This window comes from Streptomyces sp. NPDC005533 (assembly GCF_042871845.1).
Taxonomy (GTDB): Bacteria; Actinomycetota; Actinomycetes; order Streptomycetales; family Streptomycetaceae; genus Streptomyces.
In genome coordinates this window covers 185810-199261 of record NZ_JBIAJH010000014.1, presented here as the reverse complement: position 1 = coordinate 199261, position 13452 = coordinate 185810, and the positions used below count along the sequence as shown (strand labels likewise).

The window sequence follows — 13452 nt, the reverse complement described above, 5'->3', positions numbered from 1 at the left end:
TTCATCTCCCAGCCGAGCACGATGACCGTGTCCGGGACGCCCAGCGACACCAGCCGCTCGGCGAGCCTGCGGAAGTGCTGGTCGTAGTCGCCCTCAGCGCCCGCCCTGATCAGGCGGGCCACCTCGTGGTCGGGCACGCGGCTCTCGTTCCGTTCCTGCATGGGCACGTTGAGGACGAACATCCGGTCGTCCTCGGCCAGGCGCCAATCGGCCCAGTCGTCGAGGAACGAGACCCGGCCCTCGATGCCGGCCCACTGGTCACCGGGGAGATAGGTGTGTCCGACCCGGATCTCCCTGCCGCCCAGCCAGTTCGACAGGTGCGGGATCCGGGCCACTCCCGGCGGCCCGAAGTCGAGGTAGGCGCCCATGGCGATGTCGGAGCCCTCGGACCGGTCCTCACCGGGAGCCGCGAGCGCGGCCCCGCTGGCGAGCAGTCCGGCCGTGACCGTACCGATGCAGGTGCTCGCCAGTCGGCGGCGTGGTCTGGGCATGGCGTCTCCCGAGCTTTCCTGAATCGGTGTGCTTTCCAAAGACGTTAGGCATCAGATCTGACGAATGGCCTGTTCGGTGACTGCCGCGTAGGCCATTAGCAGGTGCACACCACCCCCGCTTGGTCCGACTAGGTGAAAGACACCGTTGCCATGCACGCGTATCTCAACCATGTGCCCGCCGTCGTGCTCAGACTCGATCGGAATCCGTTCCACCACGGAACCCTCGGCGCCGTCAGATCCCTTGGCCGCAAGGGCGTGGAGGTCCATGCCGTCGTCGAGGCCGGGGGAGGTCCCATGGGGCGTTCGCGGTACCTGCGCGCCGTGCACGCCGGACCGGCCGGCGGATTGGACCCGGAGGCGCCCGAGGCGCTGCTGGAGTGCCTGACCGGGGTGTCGGAGCGGATCGGCCGTCAGGCCGTGCTCATCGCCATGGACGACCTGAGCGCCATCGCCGTGTCCCGGGTCGCGCCCATGCTCCACGAACGGTTCCGGATCCCCCATCAGCCCGACAACCTGCCCGCCCGGGTCGCCGACAAGGCCGAGCTGTCGCGGCTCTGTTCGCGCTGGGACGTCCCGCACCCGGAGACCGTCATCCCGGCGAGCGGGGCCGAGGCCGCCGAGGCGGCCTGGCGGCTCGGCCTGCCGGTGGTCGCGAAGTGGAGCCGGCCCTGGCTGCTGCCCAGCGGGGCCGACGGCCTGCGGAGCACCACGCTGGTGCACACCACCGCCGAGGCGCGCCGGCTGTACGAGCGCTCCGCGGAGGCCGGCAGCCGGCTGCTGCTCCAGCGGTTCCTGCCGGCCGGTCCGGACACCGACTGGTTCTTCCACGGCGCCTTCGCCCGGGGCGGGCGCCCGCTGCTCGCGGGATCGGGCCGCAAGGAGCTGTCCTGGCCGGTGCGGACGGGGCTGACGGCGGTGGGGCGCTGGCTGCCGGATCCGGCGGTGGAGTCGGCGGCGCTGCGGCTCGCCGAACGGCTCGGCTACCAGGGGATCCTGGATCTGGACTTCCGCCGGGACGAGCAGGGGTGCTTCCGGCTGGTGGACTTCAACCCCCGTCCGGGCGCGCAGTTCCGGCTGTTCACGGACGCGGCCGGACTGGACGTGGTCCAGGCGATGTACCTGGACCTGACGGGCCAGCGGGTCCCGCAGCCCTCGGGCGGTCCGGGCCGGGTGTTCGTCGCGGAGAACTACGCACTGCTGGCGGCGGTCCGGGGCGGCACGCTGCCGCGCCGCAGGGCGGCGGAGCACGTGGCGGGCTCCGCCGCTCCGGCGACGGCGGCCGGCCGGCCGGACGGCGCCGTGGAGCAGGGCCCGCCGGTGGTCGCCGGCCAGCGGACCGGCCCGGGACGTGCGGCGGAGCCGGAACGGGAGCCTGAGCCGGAGGCCCGCCCGGACCACCCCGGAGCCGCCGCCGGTGCGCGGCAGGCGCCGGCGGACCGGCCCGTGCGGCCGGGGCGCGGCGGCGGGGTGGAGACGGCCTGGTTCGCCGCCGACGACCTGCTGCCGTTCCTGGCGATGCTCGGCGCCTTCCTCGGGCGCGGTGCGGGCAAGGGGGTACGGGTCCTGCGCGGGGTCCCGGAGCAGGGCCGCCGCACGGCGCGCGCGGTCGTCCGTACGCCCCGCCAGCGCGGGGAGCAGCCGGCCGCCGCCCCTCCCGGGCCCGGCTCCGCCGCGGCCTCCGGGTCCGCCTCCCGTCCCGTCCCGCCGGAGGCGTCGGCCGAGCCGGACGAGCTGGTGACGCGTTGACCACGACCGGCGCGGCGGACCGGGCCGGGCCGGTGACCATCGAGCTGGAGGAGCGGCCGTGACGCGGATCGACGATCTCGTGGTGATCGGCGCGGGCCCGTACGGGCTGTCCGTCGCCGCCCACGCGGCGGGCGCGGGGCTCGGCGTACGGCTGCTGGGCCGGCCCATGGCCTCGTGGCGCGACCACATGCCCGACGGCATGTACCTGAAGTCGGAGCCCTGGTCCTCCAACCTGTCCGCGCCGGACGGGCGGCACACCCTCGCCGATTACTGCGCCACGCGCGGAACCGTCGCGGAACACGGCACTCCGCTGCCGATCGACACGTTCAGCGCGTACGGGATGTGGTTCGCCCGGCAGGCCGCACCGGAGGTGGAGGAGGTGACCGTCACGGAGGTGACCCCGCAGGGCGACGGCTTCCGCGTCCGCACCGCCGAGGGACCGCCCCTGCTCGCCCGCACGGTCGCCCTCGCGGTCGGGGTGATGCCCTTCGTCCACCACCCCGAAGGGCTGCGCGAGCTGCCGCCCGCCCACTACTCCCACAGCAGCGGCCACCGCGACCTGACCCGCTTCGCCGGCCACGAGGTCGCCGTGCTCGGGGCCGGGCAGGCCGCCCTGGAGACCGCCGCCCTGCTGGCCGAGCAGGGCGCCCGGCCGTGCCTGGTCGCCCGGCGCTCCCGGCTGAACTGGAACACCGTCCCGCAGCCACTGGAGCGGCCCGCGCTGCGCGCCCTGCGCGATCCGCACAGCGGCCTCGGCACCGGCTGGCGCAGCTGGGTCTGGTCGGAGCTGCCCTGGGCGGTCCGCCGGCTGCCCGCCTCCACCCGGGAGCGGATCGCGGCGACCGCGCTGGGCCCGGCCGGCGCCTGGTGGCTGCGCGACCGCTTCGAGCGGCGCGTCCCCGTGCTGCTCGGGCACCGGCTGCACCGGGCGGTCGCCGTGGGCGAGCGGACCCGGCTCGGGCTGTCCACCCCGGCGGGGGAGTCCGTGGTCCTGGACGTCGCGCACGTCATCGCGGCCACCGGCTTCGTCCCGGACCTGGCCCGGCTGGAGCTGCTCGACGCGGGGCTGCGGGCGGGCCTGGAGACCGTGGGGCACAGCGGGGCGCCGGAGCTGAGCCCCTGCTTCGAGTCCTCGTGGCCCGGGCTGTTCTTCGCGGGGCTGCTGACGGCTCCCTCATTCGGCCCTTCCATGCGATTCGTGCACGGCGCGGGCTTCACGGCGGGGAGACTGGTGAGAGGAGTCCGCAGGCGCCTCGGCGCGCGGGGTCCGCGGCCGGGCTCCACCGGGGTCGCCCGGTTCGACAGGGCGGCTTCCCCCGGACGCCCTCCGGGGGTACCCCCAGGGCATCCGACGACGTATCCGCGGTGAGATCCGCGGTGAGAGGGGTCCGTGATGAGCGCGGAGCGAGCACAGGGCCGCGGCTGGGTACGCATTCCCGCCAGCCGCGCGGAACAGGCCGCCACGACGGCCAGGGCCGGCGGGTTCGAGCGCGCCCCGCACGCGGCTCCGTACGCGGGCCCGTACGGGGGGCCGTACGCGAGCGCCCCGGCCGCCGACCAGGCCACGATCTACCTGTCGGTCGTCAAGCGCTGGCGGGAGGCCGGGCGCACCCTTCCGGGGCATCCTGACGAGGAGTGGGAGCGGCTGATCTCGCAGCCGTGCTGGCCCGGCCGTTAGGTGGTGTGGAAGGTGGCAGCGGCGGAGCACGAGGGACCGGAGCCGGTCCGGCGGCCCCCCGTGACCGCGCCGGGGGAGCGGCTCGCGCTGAACGGCATGGGCAGCTTCGAGTGGGACCTGGACGCCGGGACGGTGGTGCTGGACGAGGCCGCGATGGCCGTCTTCGACCTGGGGCCGGGGGAGTTCGACGGCACCCCGGAGGGGGTCGGGCTGCACATCCGGCCCGAGGACGGGGTCCGGCTGACCGAGGCCATCGCGGGGGTCCTGGAGAGCGGCGGCGACACGTACGGCGCGTACTTCACGGTGCAGCGGCGCGACGGCCTCGACCAGTGGACGCACACCTCGGGCCGGGTCCTGCGGGACGGCGACGGGCAGGCGCAGCGCATCGTGGGGATCGTCCGGGACGCGACGGCGGAGCTGGCCCACGCCACGCTGCTGCGCAAGCTGGAGGCGGCACGCGCCCAGCAGACGACGATCGTGCAGCGGACCACGGAGGCCCTGTCGAGGGCGGTGACGGTGGACGACGTCACGGCCGCGCTGACGGGGCCGGGCGCGCTGGAGCGGCTCGGTGCGGACGGGCTGGCCCTGGGGCTCGTCGAGGGCGGCACCATCAAGATCATCGCGTTGAGCGGGGAGACGCTGGAGATCCTCGGCGAGCGGCGGTTCACCCGGCTGGACGGTTCGCTGCCGCTGTCGCACGCGGTGCTCACCCGGCAGGCACGTTTCGTCACCTCGCTCGCCGAACTCGGCGCCGAGTTCCCGCTCCTCGCGGACTACCTGAACCGCATCCGGTTCGACGCGGCCGCCTATCTGCCGCTGATCGCGCAGGCCAAGGCCATCGGCGGGCTGGTCCTCTTCTACCGGCGGCGCAGCGAGTTCAGCCCGGAGGAGCGCAACCTCTGCCTGGGCCTGGCCGGCATCGTGGCCCAGTCCCTCCAGCGGGCGCTCCTCTTCGACCAGGAGCGGGAGTTCGCGACGGGCCTCCAGGCCGCCATGCTGCCCCGCCGGATCCCGGACATCACCGGCGGCGAGATCGCGGTCCGCTACCACGCCGCCTGGAGCGGGCGGGAGGTCGGCGGCGACTGGTACGACGTCATCTCGCTGCCCCGCGACCGCGTCGGCATCGTGGTGGGCGACGTACAGGGCCACGACACGCACGCGGCGGCCATCATGGGCCAGCTGCGGATCGCGCTGCGGGCGTACGCGGGGGAGGGCCATCCGCCGTCCACCGTGCTGGCCCGGGCCTCCCGCTTCCTCGCCGAACTGGACACCGAGCGCTTCGCCACCTGCATGTACGCGCAGGTGGACCTGGAGACCGGAGGGGTACGGGCGGTCCGCGCCGGCCATCTCGGACCGCTGATCCGGCACACGGACGGGCGTACCGGCTGGCCCAAGGTGCGCGGCGGCCTGCCGCTGGGGCTGGCCTCGGTCTTCGAGCAGGAGGAGTACCCCGAGACCCGGCTCGACCTGGTCCCCGGGGAGACGCTCGTGCTGTGCACGGACGGCCTGGTGGAGGAGCCGGGCACGACCATCACCCAGGGCATGGAGGCCCTCGCGCAGGCGGTGCGCAGCGGCCCGCAGGCGCCCGAGGCGCTCGCCGACCACCTCTCGGACCGGCTCTGGGAGCGCTGGGGTTCCGGCGACGACGTGGCCCTGCTGGTGCTGCGCCGGGCCCCCGACCCGGGCACCCACCGGGCGCCGCGCATCCACCAGTACGTCCACCAGGCCGACCCCGAAGGCCTCTCCGAGGCCCGCTACGCCCTGCGCCAGGCCCTGCGCGACTGGGGCATGCCCGACCTCGCCGACGACGTGGAGCTGGCGGCCGGGGAGCTGCTGGTCAACGCCCTCCTGCACACCGACGGCGGGGCGGTGCTGACCATGGAGGTGCTGCCGGAGCCGGTCCGGCGGATCCGGCTGTGGGTCAAGGACCGCTCCAGCGTGTGGCCGCGCCGGCGCACCCCGGGCGAGGCGGCCACCACGGGCCGCGGGTTGCTGCTGGTGGACGCGCTGGCCACGCACTGGGGTGTGGAGTCCCGGGGCGACGGCAAGGCGGTCTGGTGCGAGTTCACGCTCGGCGGCAGCCCTCGGAGCGCCGAGTGACCGACCGGTCACCCCGGGTTGTGGCGTAGCGGAGCCGGGGTGATGATGCGGTCCATGGAACGGATCGTGTTGTGCGCGGGCTGAGCAAGGCCGCCGTGACGGGAGTCCTGGCGCTGGTCCTGCTGGCGGCGGGAGCGCCGACCGTCGTGGACTGGACGACGGGTCGTCCGCACGCGGACGCCGAATGCCGGTCGGTGGCCTTCATGTCGATGACGGACGTCGCACCCGAGTGCCGCTGACGGTGGCGGCCACGGCCGGGACCGGGTGCCCGGTCCCGGCCGCGGCGGCCACCGGACGGGCGACCGCGCGCCGCGGGCCCGTCGTCGCGCGGTCGCTCCGTGCCCGGTCGCTCAGTGCCCCTCGCGGACCTCGACGTCCTCGCTGTCCCGGGCGACCGTGGTGACCGAGCGCGGCATGAGGCCGGAGAGCCGGATCTCCTGGAGCTCCCCGGTGACCGTCGCGTGACCCGGGTGCACGGGCACGAAGGAGCCCGGCGCGTGGGCGACCCACCGGCGCTCCGCGCCGTCGCAGACGACCTCCTCCGCACCGAGGCTGAGCCGGGTGCCGTCCTGGACGAGGGTCGCCTTGATCTGCATCGCCCCCATGGGTGACGCCTGCTCGCAGTGGTAGGTGCCGGAAAGGATGACGCCGCCGTCCCGCGTGAGGTGGGCCTCCGGGTGTACGGAGATGCCCTGGTCGAAAACGGTGGCCCCGGCCGGGACGGTGAACACCGTCGTGGCGGCCAGTGCGGAGAGGGCTGCCAGTGCCATTCGGCGGCCGGACATGCGCATTCTTCCTCCAGGTGGATCGGGGTGACGGGAATCCGCCGGAACGCATTGTGCTGGCAGTCGGCCGCAACCGGCCGCACGCACTCCCCGGGCGTACTCGTGTCGGTGAGTGCAATTGCCGGCTCGGGGGCGTGAGACTGACCGAAATACATCCCCGAAGGGATCCCGAATGCGTCAGTCCGCCGCCCGTCGCCACACCCCCGTCCTCGCCGCCGCCGCCCTCCTCCCGCTCCTCCTCTTCGGTGCCACGGCCTGCCAGAGCGCTCCCGGGGAAGCCGCGCTCGCCCCGGCCGCGGCGCCCGCCGTCCCGGTGGACGACGGGGCGCCGGGCGGGGAGGCGCCCGTACGGTCCGCCGCGAAGGCCGCCCATGTGGGTGACTCCGTACGGGTGGACGGTGCGCAGGTCGGGCAGCACCTCCAGGCCGTGCTGGTCGCGTACGTGGACCCGGCGATCAGCGTCGAGAAGAACTACGCCCCGCCCGCCGGCAAGCGCTGGGTGGCCGCCCGGATGTCCTTCGTCAACGTGGGCGGCGCCTCGTACGGGGCGCTCGGACGCGTGTGGGCGCACGACGGCGCGGGCCGGCGCCACCCGGTGGTGCCCACCGGCGAGCTGACCACCGGCAAACCACTCGTCTTCGATTCCCTCGAGGTGGGTGAGCGGGCCGAGGGATGGGTGGTGTTCGAAATCCCGGAAAACGCGCGCATTGTGCGCCTCCAGTATGAGGACGCGAACATGCAGACGAATTCCGGAGGGGGATTCTGGGAGGTCTAGCCCGCCCGGGTGAAAGGCTGTGAAAGGCCCGGGGGCGGGAGCACTAGGGTGCGGCGCATGACTTCTACTCAAGCCGAAATCGACAGGTCCCAGCTCGGCACCCTTTCGGTGCTCGCCTGGATCGGAGACCCCTCCGAGGCGCACGACATCCCGTACCTCCTCGCCTACACCCTCGGCGACGGCCCCAAGGGCCGGGAGGCCGGCGAGGCGGCGGCCCGCGGGCTGCTGGAGGAGATCGGCCTGCCCATCGGCGACGTCGTCATGGACGGCACCCGCAACCCGGCCGCCTTCCCGGTGCAGATCCTGCTGGAGGGCAACCAGATCGCGCTCACCCTCCCCGGGATGAATGCGCAGTGCACCGCCCCCGACGAGTGGGTCGCCGCCGCGGACGAGAGCGGGCAGGCCTACTTCCTGTTCGCCACGCGCGCCTGGCCCGAGGCGGTTCCCGGGCAGCCGGTCGACGCGGCGACCCTGCAGGCGTTCGCCGGCGACGAGTCCGTGCTCACGGGCAGCGCCCACTGCGTCCTCGCCGTGCGGCGCCTGCAGAAGTAGCCGCACGGCGGGTGCCGCCACCACCCGCTCCGGCCGCCGGGCTCCCAGCCCGCCCGGTGGCCGGTCCCGCTCCTTCCCGGGCGGCGTCAGGGGCGTTCGAAGGCGAACTTGAGCGAGCGGACCCGGTTGTCGAAGTTCGACCCCGCCAGGTCCGGCAGGCCCACCGCGTGCAGCCCGACCGGCCGGGTGAGCAACTCGCGGAAGAGCGCCTTCATCTCCACCCGGGCCAGGTGCGCGCCCAGGCAGAAGTGCGGGCCGCCGCCGCCGAACCCCAGGTGCGGATTGGGCGAGCGGGTGATGTCGAACGCGTCCGGGTCGGGGAAGACCGTCTCGTCGCGGTTGGCGGACGCGTAGTACAGCACCACCTTGTCGCCCGGCCGGAACGCGTGCCCGTCCATGGTGTGCTCGGCGGCCACCGTCCGGCGGAACTGGATGATCGGCGTCGAGTGGCGGATCATCTCGTCGACCGCGCCGTCCGCGTACTTCTCGAAGTCCGAGAGCAGCAGGTCCCGCTGGTCCGGGTGGTCGGTGAGCAGCGTCAGCCCGTGGGTGATCGCGTTGCGGGTGGTCTCCACCCCGGCGACCATCAAGAGGGAGAAGAACGCCCCGAGTTGGCGGGCGCCGAGGGCCTGGCCGTCCACGTTCGCGCAGACCAGCGCCGAGATCAGGTCGTCGGTGGGGTTCTTGCGCCGCTCCCGGCCGATGCCCGCCACCATCCGCTGCATGCGGGCGAGGGCGCGCAGCCCCCGGCCGGGCATCCGCAGCCGGGCCGTCAGGCGCCGCTCCACGCCGATGTTCTCGGAGGCGTGGTTGACGCGGTCGGCGATCTCGGCGCGGTAGCGCTCCGGGATGCCCATCATGTTGCAGATGACGTCCAGGGGCAGCCGGGAGGCCACCGCCGAGACGAACTCGTCCGGTTCGTCGGCGAGCACGTCGTCCACGATGCGGGCCGCCACCGCGTGGATGTCCTCCTCGGCCGCCGCGAGCAGGCGGGGCGTGAACGCCCGCTGGACGATCTTGCGGAGCTGGGCGTGGTCGGGGCCGTCCAGATTGACCATCGAGTCGCCGAACAGCGCACGGACCCAGCGGGCCGGTTCGGGGGTGGTCACACCGGGGGCGCTGGCGAAGACCTTGGGGAGGCGACTGGCCTCCTGCACCTGGGCGTGCCGGACGAGGGCCCAGTGCCCGGGCCCTTCCGGGACGAAGACGGGCGAGCCGACGGCCCGCAGGCGGGCGAAGGCGGCGAGGCGGTGGGCGGGGGGCTGCTGCCAGAAGCCGGCCTCGGCGAGTTCTCTGCCGGGGTCTTCGCCGGGGCGTTGCGGGGGGAGAGTCATGGCCTGGAAACGGTGGCGGGGCCGCCGGAGTTGCGGGCGCCGCCCCCGGGGGTTCGGGCAGGGCCCGGCAACCGCCCCGCGGGTGTCAACGGGGGGTCCGCGTCGACAGCGTCACGCCCACGGCGACCGCGGCGGCCGACACCAGCCCCGCCCACAGCACCGCGTACGGGCCCGTCCACATGCAGGCCAGCACGGCGAGCGCGGTGACCGGCAGCACCAGCTGCTGCGCCAGGCCGCGCTTGAAGTGGCGGGAGTGCAGCAGCCACACCATCAGCAGGAACAGCGCGGCCGGCACGGTCACGGCCGCGTTGGCGGCGAGCTGGGAGATGTGCGCCTTGTGGACCGCGTGCTCCACCGCGACCTCGATGCCCGCGCCGATCGCCGCACCCGAGGCGAAGATCAACAGGTGGCCGTACCCCCACGGGATCGCCTCGCGGTTGGAGGTCAGGTGCTCGTGCATCGGTACGGCGAAGTAGATCCACCACGCGGCGAACACGATCAGCAGCCCGCCCGCGGCGATGGGCAGCAGCAGGTCGAGGGCGTCGTGCTCGTCGAGCGCCGACTTGACCGCGACGGTGCTCGCGGCGATCGTCTCGCCGAGCACGATGATGGTGAACAGGCCGTACCGCTCCACGATGTGGTGGGCGTGCCAGGGCGTCTGGTGGCCGCGTTCGGCGACTACCGGAACCAGCAGCTCGCAGGCGGCCACGACCAGGAACAGCCACCGCTTCCAGTCGTTCGGCGCGAACAGCAGGCCCACCCAGCCGAGCTGGCAGAGCACCAGCCCGGCCGCGTACTTCAACGCCGCCGTGCGGGCCGTGCCGGTCTCCCCGGCGGCCGCCCGCAGCCACTGCGCCGTCAGCGCGACGCGCATGATGATGTAGCCGACGACGGCGACGGTCCAGTCGTTCTCGTCGAAGGCGCGGCTCACCCCGGCCGCGTAGACGAGGACGCCGGCGATCTGCACCAGCGTCGCGATCCGGTACGGCACGTCGTCGCAGTCATAGGCGGAGGCGAACCACGTGAAGTTCATCCACGCCCACCACACGCCGAAGAAGACGAAGAAGTAGCCGATCACCCCGGTGACGGGATGGCCCTCGGCCAGCGAGTGCACCAGCCGCTGCCCACACTGCGCGATCGCCACGACGAAGCAGAGGTCGAAGAACAGCTCCAGCGGGGTGGCCGCACGGTGGTCCTCGTAGCGGCTGCGCGCGGTCATGGGGGAGTAGGCCATACCGGCCAGGAGACCAGAGGGACCGCCCTTCGGCAGGCCGGACGCGCTGCCGCCGCGGCCCTGTGCCCCGGGCGGCGGCCGTGCGAGCGGCCCGGTAGGGCGACCAACGCAGCCGGGGCGACGGGACCTTGTCCCGTGACCGGACGGCACCCTCTCCGCTGCCGCCGCGCGCCCGCGGGACCGGAGTCCGGATGGGTCAGCCATGACTTCCGCCGCGCAGGAAGTGCACAGGCGGCCGCCGATCGCCGACCCGCCGCGGTATCGACCGGGCCGCCGGGACCAGGACATGCGGGAGGCCGAGGCCCCTCAGCAGTCGGAGCCGGAGAGGGAAGCGGAGAGGGAGGCGGGCGCCGGTGCCGGCTTCTACGCCGGCGGCCCCGCGGTGTGCCGGTGGTTCCACGCCCGCGAGGGCGCCGCGGCCCCCAGCCGGGCGGGGCCGCAGCCAGGAGCGGCCGTACCCTGGAGGCATGAGCAGCGCCCCCACCTCCGACCCGCAGTCCTCGCGTCCCGCCCCCGCCGCCGGGGCGGACCGGCCCCGGCCGAAGCCGAAGCTGGTCTTCGACGACCCGCTGGACCGGCAGTCCTCCGACGACACCGACCGGGGCTGGGGCGAGCGGCCGCCCGCCGGCGGAAGCGCGGCCGACCTGGCCCGCTTCCTCGACGAGAAGCCCCCGCACCACATCTGACCGGCCGGGCCCGCCGGGCCCGCCGGGCCCGCCGGTGCGGTCGCACCGACCGGACCGGTCAGAACCCGTCGCGCGAACCCGACAGGCCACTGCCGCCGCCGTGGGCGCGCTGCGCGACCAGCTCGTCCCGGATCTCCTTGAGGACCTCCAGCTCGGTGATCTCGACGACCTCCTGCACGCCCTCCCGCGCCTTGCGGCGGGCCTCCTGCCGCGCGAGGTACTTCGCCATCGGCAGGACCATGAGGAAGTAGACGACCGCCGCCGTGATCACGAAGGTCAGCGTGGCGTTCAGCACCGAGCCCCAGAGGATCTCGACACCCGTCGGCTGACCGTCCGGGCCGACGCCGCAAGGGCTCTTGAGGCAGGACTTGTAGCCGTCCAGGCTCTTCGTGCCCACCGCGCCGATGATCGGGCTGATGAGCCCCTTGACCACCGAGTTCACGATGTTCGTGAACGCGGCGCCGATGACCACGGCCACCGCCAGGTCGACCACGTTGCCGCGCATCAGGAAGGCCTTGAAGCCTGCCAGCACGCTCTCCTTCTTCTCGCTCACGACTGAGCCTCTCTTCCCATCTGTGGAACACGGAGCCAACGGTTCCGAAAGCTACGGCAGTCCGGGCACCCCGTGTCCCATCACCCCCCACGTCAAGGGGGATTGACTGACCGCGCGTGCGAATCAACACAACGTCACCGCCAGTCGCGTCACGGCACCCGCCCCCACGAGATCCCGCGCGGTGTCCCGGGGCACGGACAGGACCACCAGCGCCCCGCCGTCCCCCACACCCGGCTCGGGACGCGGCACTTCGGTGACCCGGGCCCCGGAGGCCACCACCCTGGTCGGTCCGGCGCGCTCCGCCGCGACCACGTCCACCCGGTCCCCGGGCCGCAGCAGCCGCACCGCCGCGGCGTCCGCGATGCGCACCGGGGCCGACACCATCCGCACCGCCGCCACGGGCGGCGGGGCACCCTGCGCGGCCCGGGCGGGTGGTGGTGCGGCGCCCCGGGAGGCCTGCGCCTCCGTACCGCCCACCGCCAGGGCCGCCGCCGCGACGGCCAGGCCGGCCGAGGCGACCCGCCGCCTGCGCCGCAGGGCCCGGCGCAACCGGTCCCCGCCCCGCCCCACGCGAAGCGGCGGGAACGGCGGGACCGGACGCGCGGGCGGACACACGGAGGACATCGAAGAAGCCGTGGAGGCCCTGGAAGCCGGGGAAGTCGTGGAACAACCGGACATGACGAACACCACCAGACCGAGTGAGTTGCTGTGGTCCGGACCCGTCGCCCGGACACCCCTCACGATCCGGCCTCCCGCAGAATCCCGCCGGAGCCTGTGGATGATCCCCAGCCTGTGGACAACCTCCTCACCCACAAGGGTGAGCACGCGGCCCGAGCCCGTCGTGCCCTGACCGGCCGGACCCGAGGCCCTGCGGACCGAGGCCCCGCGGACCCGCCGGAGCCGCCCGTCCGCCGTCGCTACGCGCCCTCCTCGCCCGGCGCGGCGGGGTTTATCCCGAGCGCGCCGAGGAGCCGGTCCGTGAGGTCTTCCGCGAAGGCCTCGGAACCGGTCAGAGCGCCCCGGATCCCGTCCGGGTCGGCGGTCAGCCCGGCGGCGGCCGCCCAGTCGAGCGCGCCCGCCAGGGCCGCCTCCACGGGGAACCGCTCGACGGGTATCTCGTAGTCCTCGGCCATGTCCCGGTTCAGCAGCGCCTTCCACTGCCCGCCGGCGACCGTGGCGCCCTCGACGAAGCCGACGTCACCGTCCAGGTAGACCACCGTGAGCACCGGGGCCCAGGTCCGCCGCGCCAGCGCCGCCGCGGCCCCGCCGTCCGGCTGGTCGGCGTAGTACAGCGCCGACCAGCCACCGCCCAGGTCCGCGTCGCCGTCGACGCCCGTGAACCCGGTCCCCGCCGCGAACTCCCGCAGCTCCGCCACCGTGGCGTGCGCCACGGCCGTCCCGCCCCAATTGCCCATGCGGGCAGGCTAGAGCGCGTCACCGACAATGACGCCGACACCGACACCGACACCGACACCGACACCGACACCGACACCGACACCGACACCGACACCGACGCCG

Annotated in this window: 14 protein-coding genes and 1 pseudogene; 8 read left to right on the top strand and 7 right to left on the bottom strand. The window is 74.2% G+C overall.

Annotated features, from left to right (window positions below; genetic code table 11):
* Positions 1–491 (bottom strand): annotated as a pseudogene (locus ACFYP3_RS17215) (hypothetical protein); the annotation flags it as partial.
* Between the two features lie 294 nt (positions 492–785).
* On the opposite strand from ACFYP3_RS17215, the gene ACFYP3_RS17210 reads away from it, so the two are divergent.
* The 5 genes from ACFYP3_RS17210 (at position 786) to ACFYP3_RS17190 (ending at position 6254) form a co-directional block, all read left to right on the top strand.
* A complete protein-coding gene (locus tag ACFYP3_RS17210; protein WP_388832625.1) occupies positions 786–2237 on the top strand; it encodes an ATP-grasp domain-containing protein in 1452 nt (483 codons plus the stop codon).
* 67 nt (positions 2238–2304) lie between these two features.
* Positions 2305–3606 (top strand): NAD(P)-binding domain-containing protein, encoded by a 1302-nt coding sequence (locus ACFYP3_RS17205; RefSeq protein ID WP_388832666.1) that lies wholly within the window; start codon positions 2305–2307, stop codon positions 3604–3606.
* A 24-nt stretch (positions 3607–3630) separates the two neighbouring features.
* Positions 3631–3915 (top strand): hypothetical protein, encoded by a 285-nt coding sequence (locus tag ACFYP3_RS17200; protein WP_388832622.1) that lies wholly within the window; start codon positions 3631–3633, stop codon positions 3913–3915.
* 12 nt (positions 3916–3927) lie between these two features.
* The gene (locus tag ACFYP3_RS17195; protein WP_388832619.1) at positions 3928–6015 is read left to right on the top strand and encodes a SpoIIE family protein phosphatase; all 2088 of its coding nucleotides are present in this window, start codon (positions 3928–3930) and stop codon (positions 6013–6015) included.
* Positions 6016–6086: 71 nt separating this feature from the next.
* Positions 6087–6254 carry a hypothetical protein gene (locus ACFYP3_RS17190; RefSeq protein WP_327414479.1) on the top strand — a complete coding sequence of 56 codons (168 nt, stop codon included), beginning with the start codon at positions 6087–6089 and terminating at the stop codon, positions 6252–6254.
* Positions 6255–6365: 111 nt separating this feature from the next.
* Here the strand turns inward: ACFYP3_RS17190 and ACFYP3_RS17185 are convergent, their stop codons facing one another.
* On the bottom strand, positions 6366–6800 hold the full coding sequence (locus ACFYP3_RS17185) for a DUF6299 family protein (protein ID WP_388832616.1): 435 nt from the start codon (positions 6798–6800) through the stop codon (positions 6366–6368).
* 172 nt (positions 6801–6972) lie between these two features.
* Here ACFYP3_RS17185 and ACFYP3_RS17180 point away from each other — a divergent pair, with 172 nt between their 5' ends.
* A complete protein-coding gene (locus ACFYP3_RS17180; RefSeq protein ID WP_388832613.1) occupies positions 6973–7575 on the top strand; it encodes a hypothetical protein in 603 nt (200 codons plus the stop codon).
* Between the two features lie 57 nt (positions 7576–7632).
* Positions 7633–8127 (top strand): DUF5949 family protein, encoded by a 495-nt coding sequence (locus ACFYP3_RS17175; protein WP_388832610.1) that lies wholly within the window; start codon positions 7633–7635, stop codon positions 8125–8127.
* 86 nt (positions 8128–8213) lie between these two features.
* Here ACFYP3_RS17175 and ACFYP3_RS17170 read toward each other — a convergent pair whose 3' ends face one another.
* Positions 8214–9461 (bottom strand): cytochrome P450, encoded by a 1248-nt coding sequence (locus ACFYP3_RS17170; RefSeq protein ID WP_388832607.1) that lies wholly within the window; start codon positions 9459–9461, stop codon positions 8214–8216.
* 85 nt (positions 9462–9546) lie between these two features.
* Positions 9547–10695: a low temperature requirement protein A gene (locus tag ACFYP3_RS17165; RefSeq protein ID WP_388832604.1), complete on the bottom strand. Its 1149-nt coding sequence runs from the start codon at positions 10693–10695 to the stop codon at positions 9547–9549.
* A gap of 467 nt (positions 10696–11162) precedes the next feature.
* Here ACFYP3_RS17165 and ACFYP3_RS17160 point away from each other — a divergent pair, with 467 nt between their 5' ends.
* A complete protein-coding gene (locus ACFYP3_RS17160) occupies positions 11163–11381 on the top strand; it encodes a hypothetical protein (RefSeq protein WP_388832601.1) in 219 nt (72 codons plus the stop codon).
* A gap of 58 nt (positions 11382–11439) precedes the next feature.
* Here ACFYP3_RS17160 and mscL read toward each other — a convergent pair whose 3' ends face one another.
* The 3 genes from mscL to ACFYP3_RS17145 all read right to left on the bottom strand — a co-directional run bounded on the left by mscL (position 11440) and on the right by ACFYP3_RS17145 (position 13349).
* Entirely contained in the window at positions 11440–11934 is a 495-nt protein-coding gene (gene mscL / locus ACFYP3_RS17155; protein WP_388832598.1) for a large conductance mechanosensitive channel protein MscL, read from the bottom strand.
* Between the two features lie 123 nt (positions 11935–12057).
* Positions 12058–12558 carry a hypothetical protein gene (locus ACFYP3_RS17150; RefSeq protein WP_388832595.1) on the bottom strand — a complete coding sequence of 167 codons (501 nt, stop codon included), beginning with the start codon at positions 12556–12558 and terminating at the stop codon, positions 12058–12060.
* 293 nt (positions 12559–12851) lie between these two features.
* Positions 12852–13349, bottom strand: a complete 498-nt coding sequence (locus ACFYP3_RS17145) for a hypothetical protein (RefSeq protein ID WP_388832592.1) — start codon at positions 13347–13349, stop codon at positions 12852–12854.
* Between the last annotated feature and the right edge of the window lie 103 nt (positions 13350–13452).

Bases quoted from the DNA above. Each gene is read 5' to 3' on its own strand.
- ACFYP3_RS17160 (WP_388832601.1), top strand. From the start codon at position 11,163: ATGAGCAGCGCCCCCACCTCCGACCCGCAGTCCTCGCGTCCCGCCCCC.
- ACFYP3_RS17170 (WP_388832607.1), bottom strand. From the start codon at position 9,461: ATGACTCTCCCCCCGCAACGCCCCGGCGAAGACCCCGGCAGAGAACTC.
- ACFYP3_RS17150 (WP_388832595.1), bottom strand. From the start codon at position 12,558: ATGTCCTCCGTGTGTCCGCCCGCGCGTCCGGTCCCGCCGTTCCCGCCG.
- ACFYP3_RS17200 (WP_388832622.1), top strand. From the start codon at position 3,631: ATGAGCGCGGAGCGAGCACAGGGCCGCGGCTGGGTACGCATTCCCGCC.
- ACFYP3_RS17185 (WP_388832616.1), bottom strand. From the start codon at position 6,800: ATGTCCGGCCGCCGAATGGCACTGGCAGCCCTCTCCGCACTGGCCGCC.
- ACFYP3_RS17180 (WP_388832613.1), top strand. From the start codon at position 6,973: ATGCGTCAGTCCGCCGCCCGTCGCCACACCCCCGTCCTCGCCGCCGCC.
- ACFYP3_RS17165 (WP_388832604.1), bottom strand. From the start codon at position 10,695: ATGGCCTACTCCCCCATGACCGCGCGCAGCCGCTACGAGGACCACCGT.
- ACFYP3_RS17145 (WP_388832592.1), bottom strand. From the start codon at position 13,349: ATGGGCAATTGGGGCGGGACGGCCGTGGCGCACGCCACGGTGGCGGAG.
- ACFYP3_RS17175 (WP_388832610.1), top strand. From the start codon at position 7,633: ATGACTTCTACTCAAGCCGAAATCGACAGGTCCCAGCTCGGCACCCTT.
- ACFYP3_RS17210 (WP_388832625.1), top strand. From the start codon at position 786: ATGGGGCGTTCGCGGTACCTGCGCGCCGTGCACGCCGGACCGGCCGGC.